6 protein-coding genes are annotated in these 7,027 nt (G+C 30.3%); 4 read left to right on the top strand and 2 right to left on the bottom strand.

What is annotated here, in order from left to right; genetic code table 11:
• Window positions 1-135: 135 nt before the first annotated feature.
• A complete protein-coding gene (locus A9G38_RS12490) occupies window positions 136-600 on the bottom strand; it encodes an HTH domain-containing protein (RefSeq protein ID WP_218056517.1) in 465 nt (154 codons plus the stop codon).
• A gap of 29 nt (window positions 601-629) precedes the next feature.
• On the opposite strand from A9G38_RS12490, the gene A9G38_RS11795 reads away from it, so the two are divergent.
• The 4 genes from A9G38_RS11795 (at window position 630) to msbA (A9G38_RS09390) (ending at window position 5,922) form a co-directional block, all read left to right on the top strand.
• Window positions 630-1,025 carry an IS3 family transposase gene (locus A9G38_RS11795; RefSeq protein WP_080702333.1) on the top strand — a complete coding sequence of 132 codons (396 nt, stop codon included), beginning with the start codon at window positions 630-632 and terminating at the stop codon, window positions 1,023-1,025.
• A 156-nt stretch (window positions 1,026-1,181) separates the two neighbouring features.
• Window positions 1,182-2,255: a glycosyltransferase family 2 protein gene (locus A9G38_RS09400; protein WP_051634217.1), complete on the top strand. Its 1,074-nt coding sequence runs from the start codon at window positions 1,182-1,184 to the stop codon at window positions 2,253-2,255.
• A 129-nt stretch (window positions 2,256-2,384) separates the two neighbouring features.
• Entirely contained in the window at window positions 2,385-4,121 is a 1,737-nt protein-coding gene (gene msbA / locus A9G38_RS09395; protein WP_034912011.1) for a lipid A export permease/ATP-binding protein MsbA, read from the top strand.
• Between the two features lie 28 nt (window positions 4,122-4,149).
• The gene (gene msbA / locus A9G38_RS09390; protein WP_034912014.1) at window positions 4,150-5,922 is read left to right on the top strand and encodes a lipid A ABC transporter ATP-binding protein/permease MsbA; all 1,773 of its coding nucleotides are present in this window, start codon (window positions 4,150-4,152) and stop codon (window positions 5,920-5,922) included.
• A gap of 35 nt (window positions 5,923-5,957) precedes the next feature.
• Here the strand turns inward: msbA (A9G38_RS09390) and A9G38_RS09385 are convergent.
• A partial coding sequence (locus tag A9G38_RS09385; protein ID WP_034912019.1) for a glycosyltransferase occupies window positions 5,958-7,027 on the bottom strand: 1,070 nt, incomplete at its 5' end.

Raw genomic sequence — 7,027 nt, 5'->3', positions numbered from 1 at the left:
TTCAGCTTCTTTTAAAATAGCGACAATTTGATGTTCAGTCATTTTTTTCATAATTAAATCCCCTTTTACTTTTATCATAGAGAATTTTCTACTTTTTTGCTGTACTATTTTAGGGGATAGTTACAAAACATTTATCTAACAAACAAAGACCGCCCCATTTTTGTCAAAAAGTTTCAGGAATGTACTACGTTTATGTATAAAAACAATAAAAATCAAATGAATATTAATAGGTAAATATTCTCTAGTTTGCTGTTTCGTTTCATTTTTAAGTAAAGGTAAACGTTTGGTATCAACGTGTAGCATTTCTCCCGGATAGGTTTTGTTATAGCGTTTAGCTTGCCGCCTTAATTTATCTTCAATCGATTTTTCGACTTTAACCAGACGGTTAATTCCATAACGAATGGTTTTATAACGTTCATTCTTACTGGTTAAAGGCACAAAAAGCTTCAATCGGGCTTTCTTTTGTACATTATAAATGGTAGGTCGACTGACCATAAAGCGTTTTGCCAAATCAGTGACCGTTATTTTTTCTTTATGATATAAGCGCCATATCTCTTGTCTGTGATAAGGCGTTAGTTTTGTTTTTTTATGTATATTCATTACAGTAGTTTCTCAAATTACTGTAAACAATACTCGTAAATCCTACATGTAATACATTAAAGCAAGCCTTATTTCAGCGTAAATTTCCTAAAAATGTACTCATTCATAGTGACCAAGGAAGCCAATATTGCAGTGATGATTTCAAGCAATTATTGTTACAATATGGGCTAAGGCAAAGCATGAGTCGAAGAGGCAACTGCTTTGATAATACGGTTGTTGAAAGTTTTTTTCATATACTCAAAACACACATTATTCATGACTATTACTACAAAACGAGGAAACTGGCTAATAAAGCACTATTTGAATATATTGAAATCTATTATAATCGGATACGCCGTCATTCAGCCAATGGTTGGGTATCACCTGAACAATATGAACAGCAATATTACCAAAACGAAAAAATGATAGAGGTGCGCACTGTCTAATATTTTGGCGAGGATCACTATTTTAGGGGGGAGTTACACTATTTGTATATTGTGCCGATACCATTTTTATCATTAAAATTCATTTATCTATTTCATGGAATATTGATAAAATTTTGAATTTAATTTATAATCATTATTTAATAAAATAATAAAAAAATGAAAAGGTTACCAATTCTTTCAGTTGTTATTCCAGTCTATAACACTGAAAAATATTTGATTAAGTGTTTAGATAGTGTTATCAATCAGTCTTTCAAAAATATTGAAATCATTTGTGTAAATGATGGTTCGACAGATAATTCGCTTGATATTTTAAAAAAGTATACTGAGAAAGATAAACGGATTAAAATTATTAGTAAAAATAACGGGGGCTTGTCTTCAGCAAGAAATGTTGGCATTGAAAATGCCCAAGGTAAGTATATTACTTTTGTCGATTCAGATGATTTTATTGAATTAAATACCTATGAAAGTTCGTTGTTATATTTCAACGTAGATACAGTAGACCTTGTTTATTTTTCTACACGGCTCGTTTTTGAAAATAATGTCGCTCGAATTCAGGACGAACGATATTTTGAACATAAATATACAGGTTTAGTTAACTTATCCAATGATGTTATAGCAAATATGGATGTCTGTGCATGGAATAAAATATATAAACTTTCAATAATAAAGAAATATGATATTAAATTTCCTGACGGGCTTTGGTATGAAGATAATCCGTTTTTTTGGTCTTATGCTTTGGTTTGTGATTCTGCATTTTTTGTGAATAAAAGGTTTTATAATTATCTGATAAGAAGCGGCTCAATAATGAGTCAACATAATAAAAAGGGTAAAGTTTATCATAAAACTCTACATGAACTAGATTCGTTATTATGTTTTGAGTATTTACTTCATTTCGTTTTTAAATGGAATTTATTTGATAAATTTAAACCTATTTTAGTTGATTTGTTTCAACAAAAAATTTATGAGTCTTTACGTCGCTTACCAAAAAAAGAAAGGGTACTTGTTTTAAATAAGTCGACCAAGATTGCCAATCTATTTAATCTTAAATTTCATTTTCCTAATGATCGTTATTTAATTTCATTATCTAATAAGCAATATCATAAAATAGGTGAAATAAATGAATTATTTTTAACGAAGAGACAGCGCTTGCTTGGTATTTGGAATGCAAATAAATATTATTTTATTTGTTTTTTAGGTATTAAAATAAAAGTAAAAAAAAGTAAAAAATAATATAAATTTGTTGTTAGTTATGTTTTTATTTCAGCATTTACTTATCTTATCAAGCTTACAATAAAATTAACGAGTAAGCTCCTATTTATAGTATAATGCTCTGTAATTTTATTATTGAAATACTTTATTATGTCTCAACAACTAAATTCAATTACGACTTTAAAGAAACTTTGGCCGTTTATAAGTCCATATAAAAAAGCATTAATCGTTGCAGTTATTGGACTTTTGTTAAATGCGGCTACAGATGCAACTTTAATATCACTCACCAAACCGTTGCTTGATCATGGGCTAATGGATAAGAATTATTCTCTACTAATTATAATTGCGATTGCAATTATTGGTTTAATCTTGCTAAGAGGTTTATCTAATTATATATCCGCATATTGTCTTTCTTGGTTATCTGGAAAAGTAGTAACTAAATTTCGACAAATGATATTTAATCATTTAATCAAAAGCCCTATAAGTTTCCATGATAGACAATCTGTTGGTGATCTTGTTTCTGTTATAACTTTTAATACTCAAATGTTATCAAAAGCCTCTTCTGATGCATTAATCATACTTATTCGAGAGATAACATATGCGATCGGATTATGCATAGTTATGTTATATGGAAGTTGGAAATTAGCTTCAGTGCTTATTATTTTAGTTCCATTGATCATTTTTATTGCACAATTTATTGCTAAAAAATTTAGGCAAACAATTGCATCAATGCAACAAGGAATGGGACAAATTACCACAGCAAGTGATGAAATGTTGAAAGGACATAAGGAAATTTTGATCTTTAATGCTAGAGAGTATGAGAAACGTAATTTTAGCTACATAACAGATTGTGTTAGGCGTGGAATGCTAAAAATAGAAGTGGTTTCCAGATTGTCAACTCCGATTATTCAGTTGGTTGCCACTTTAGGATTGGGTTTTATTCTCTATCTAGTTGCTAGCCAAAATCTAGATATTACGCCAGGATCTTTTACTGTAGTTTTTTCTGCAATGGTTGCTGTTATGCGTCCTTTACGAGAATTAACAAGTTTGCATGTTGAGCTGCAAAAAGGAGCGATTGCTTGTGAATCATTATTTGATCTTTTGAATTCCCCATTAGAGGATGACCATGGCACTATTGTTGCTGAAAAAGTTAAAGGGGATGTTGAGTTTAAAAATGTAACTTATACTTACCCTACTCGACATACACCGGCACTTAATGATATTTCTTTAAAAATTAGGGCTGGGCAAACGATCGCATTAGTAGGTCGTTCAGGTGCTGGTAAATCTACAATTGCAAGTTTGCTTCCTCGTTTTTATGATGTTTCACACGGTGAAATATTATTAGATGCTATAAATATTAAGGAATATACATTGAGCTCATTACGCAAGCAAATTGGGTATGTTTCTCAAAATGTACATTTATTTAATGGAACAATTGCTGAAAATATTGCTTACGGTGAAAAAGATTTGCATGGTAGAGATGATATAATTAAAGCTGCTAAACTAGCTAATGCAATTGAATTTATTGATAAGTTGGAAAAAGGGATAGATACTGAAGTCGGTGATAATGGCATTTTGTTATCTGGTGGTCAACGGCAACGTATTGCAATTGCACGTGTTTTATTGCGTGATAATCCAGTTTTAATTTTTGATGAGGCTACTTCTGCATTAGATAATGAGTCAGAGCGACTTGTTCAAGATGCTATAGAAATTTTACAAAAAAACAGAACGTCAATTATAATTGCCCATCGTCTATCTACTATTGAAAAAGCAGATCGAATTTTAGTTATTGATGATGGAAAGGTTATTGAAGATGGAAACCATCAATCATTAATCAATTTAGGTGGAATTTATGCTCAAATGCATAAAATGCAATTTAATTCTTAAATATAATTCAAAATAGATAATAGATGATATGACTAAACCAAGTAAACCTAAATATCAACATAATTTAGATAAAGATTCATCAACATGGAGAACTTTTTTAAAACTATGGCCATTAATTGCAGAGCATAAATTTATTTTATTCTTGTCTGTTATTTTACTTGTTGCCAGTGCTTTTGCTGATACCTCATTGATAGCTTTACTGCGCCCATTACTTGATCGCGGTTTTTCAATGAATGATCAAGATTTTTTATTGATGGCACCTTTTTATATTTTTGGATTAGTTTTATTACGAGGGATTGCAAATTATGGTTATTCTATTTTTCTATCATTGATTTCGGGTAGAATAGTGATGAACATTCGACAAAGGCTATTTAGTCATTTTGTAGATGCTCCTGTTAGTTTTTATGATCAAAACTCAACAGGTCGTTTGTTATCACGAATTACTTATGACACTGATCAAGTTGCAGCATCGTCATCGGATGCTTTAATTACTATTATTCGTGAGTCAGCATTCATTTGTGGCTTATTTTATACGATGTTTTACAATAGCTGGCAGTTGTCTTTGTCTTTAATTATCATCACTCCAATAGTTATTGGGCTAATAACGTTTATTTCGGTTAAGTTTCGACGCTTGGCTAAAAATATGCAAAACTCAATGGGCAGTGTTACTATGGCTGTTGAGCAAATGCTAAAAGGACACAGAGAAATAGTGATATTTGGAGCTCAAGAGGAAGAATCCAAAAGTTTTGAAAAAGTAAGTAATAAATTCCGGCGCGACAGCATGAGGTTGGTTTCTGTTTCTGCATTATCTACACCAATTGTTCAGGTCGTTATTTCTTTTGCCATTGCATTTGTATTATTAACTGCAAGCAATCCCAACTTGAATATAACTCCAGGGGAATTTACTGTTGTTTTTTCTTCATTAGTTGCTTTGATGCAACCAATCAAAAGTTTAACTAGTGTAAATGCGGGGTTTCAAAAAGGTATGGCCGCTTGTCAAACATTGTTTGCCATATTAGAACAGCCAATAGAAAATGATAATGGCTCTTTAAATATTGAAAAAGTAAAAGGAAATATTGTTTTTAAAAATGTATCATTTGGTTATGAAACTAGACATAATTTGGCCTTACAAAACATTAGTTTTTCTGTTCCTGCTGGTAAAACAGTCGCTTTAGTGGGACGTTCAGGTTCAGGTAAAACTACGATAGCAAGCTTACTTACTCGTTTTTATGATGTTTCACAGGGTACGATTTTTATAGATGGTGTTAATATACAGGAGTTTACCTTATATTGTTTAAGAAATCAGATTGGGTTAGTATCTCAACATGTTCATTTATTTAATGATACAATTGCGAATAATATTGCATATGGTAAAATCGGCGAATTTTCCCAGCATCAAATCGAAGAGGCAGCCAAAAAAGCTAACGCTTATGATTTTATACAACAGTTTGATAAAGGTTTCAACACATTAGTTGGCGAAAATGGTGTATTGTTATCGGGAGGACAACGTCAACGTATTGCAATAGCTCGAGCTTTATTGAGGGATAATCCGATCCTTATTTTAGATGAAGCTACATCTGCTTTAGATACTGAATCAGAACGAGCAATACAAAAAGCTTTAGATGAATTACAAAAGGGGAGAACGTCTATTGTTATTGCCCATAGATTGTCGACTATTGAAAATGCAGATGAAATACTAGTTATGAATGAAGGCCGAATTATTGAAAAGGGAACTCATTCTGAATTATTAAGTATGAACGGTATGTATACAAAGTTATATAAAAGTAATTTTAACGATTAATTAATTTTTTAACATTTTGATTTAATAAGTAATTACTAAAATTTATCTAATGAAGAATATTGCTGGTAATTGTTTTTAATATCTAATTTTGGATATTGTTTGGTAATTGCGCATTTTAATAGTGCTTTTTTCGTTGCAAGAAAACAATCGTATTGTTTTAAGAATTTTAAGATATAGAAAATATTCCTTATAACCTTAGGTTTATTGTTTGTATAAATGCGAATTAATATTTTCAATAAACCTAGTTCCTTAATTATTGCATCTTTTTCTTGTTTTGGTTTAATTATATTGGATCTTAAAATAGTTTCTAAATAAGTTACATTCATAACCAAAATATAATTGAGTTTTGCTTTATCTGATAATGGTAAATCATTAATTTGTTGTATACATTTTTTTAAAACACTTCTTAAAGTTTCAGTATATATATTATCAATACAGAAATTAGATAACGAGGAAGAGCGAACTCGGTGAAAAAGCGCATCCTTATTATTAAAATAATAGGATGTTTTTGCGTTAGTCATAATAGCAAGTGATACCAAGTGATCTTCATGATTAGTTCCACTAAACTTTTTTGTGAATAGTTGCCGTTTAAAAATGTATCTCCATACTACACCAGAGTAATTTACTTTTTCTAATAAATAATTTAGTAATTCTGTACCCGATTTAAAAACTGTTGGCTCTATATCCATAATTTTATTTGTTGCATTTATGGGTAGGTTAACCTTAAAAGTGGTATAGTCAAAATAGAATACATTTAAGTTAGGTTCGGCCTTTATTGAATATTTAAATTGATAAAATAGATTTGTATTTAGAATATCATCCGAATCGATAAATAAAATATATTCACTAGTTGCTAACTCTACACCTTTATTTCTAGCTTCACTAACCCCTTGATTTGTCTGGCTAATAATTTTTATACAATCGAATTTTGATGAATATTTTTGGATAATTAATAGTGTATCGTCAGTTGAACCATCATCTATGCAAATAATTTCTTCGGGTAAACAGCTTTGATGAATTAATGAGTCCAGACAATTAGCAATGTAATTTTCTACATTATAACAAGGTATAATTATCGAAATAGGAGCATTATTATTTATCATAT

This window comes from Gilliamella sp. Imp1-1 (assembly GCF_001690415.1).
Lineage (GTDB): Bacteria > Pseudomonadota > Gammaproteobacteria > Enterobacterales > Orbaceae > Gilliamella > Gilliamella bombi.
The sequence above is the reverse complement of the archived record's forward strand: the minus strand, read 5'-3'. Positions and strand labels throughout refer to the sequence as shown.

Bases quoted from the DNA above. Each gene is read 5' to 3' on its own strand.
- A9G38_RS12490 (WP_218056517.1), bottom strand. From the start codon at position 600: ATGAATATACATAAAAAAACAAAACTAACGCCTTATCACAGACAAGAG.
- A9G38_RS09400 (WP_051634217.1), top strand. From the start codon at position 1,182: ATGAAAAGGTTACCAATTCTTTCAGTTGTTATTCCAGTCTATAACACT.
- msbA (WP_034912011.1), top strand. From the start codon at position 2,385: ATGTCTCAACAACTAAATTCAATTACGACTTTAAAGAAACTTTGGCCG.
- msbA (WP_034912014.1), top strand. From the start codon at position 4,150: ATGACTAAACCAAGTAAACCTAAATATCAACATAATTTAGATAAAGAT.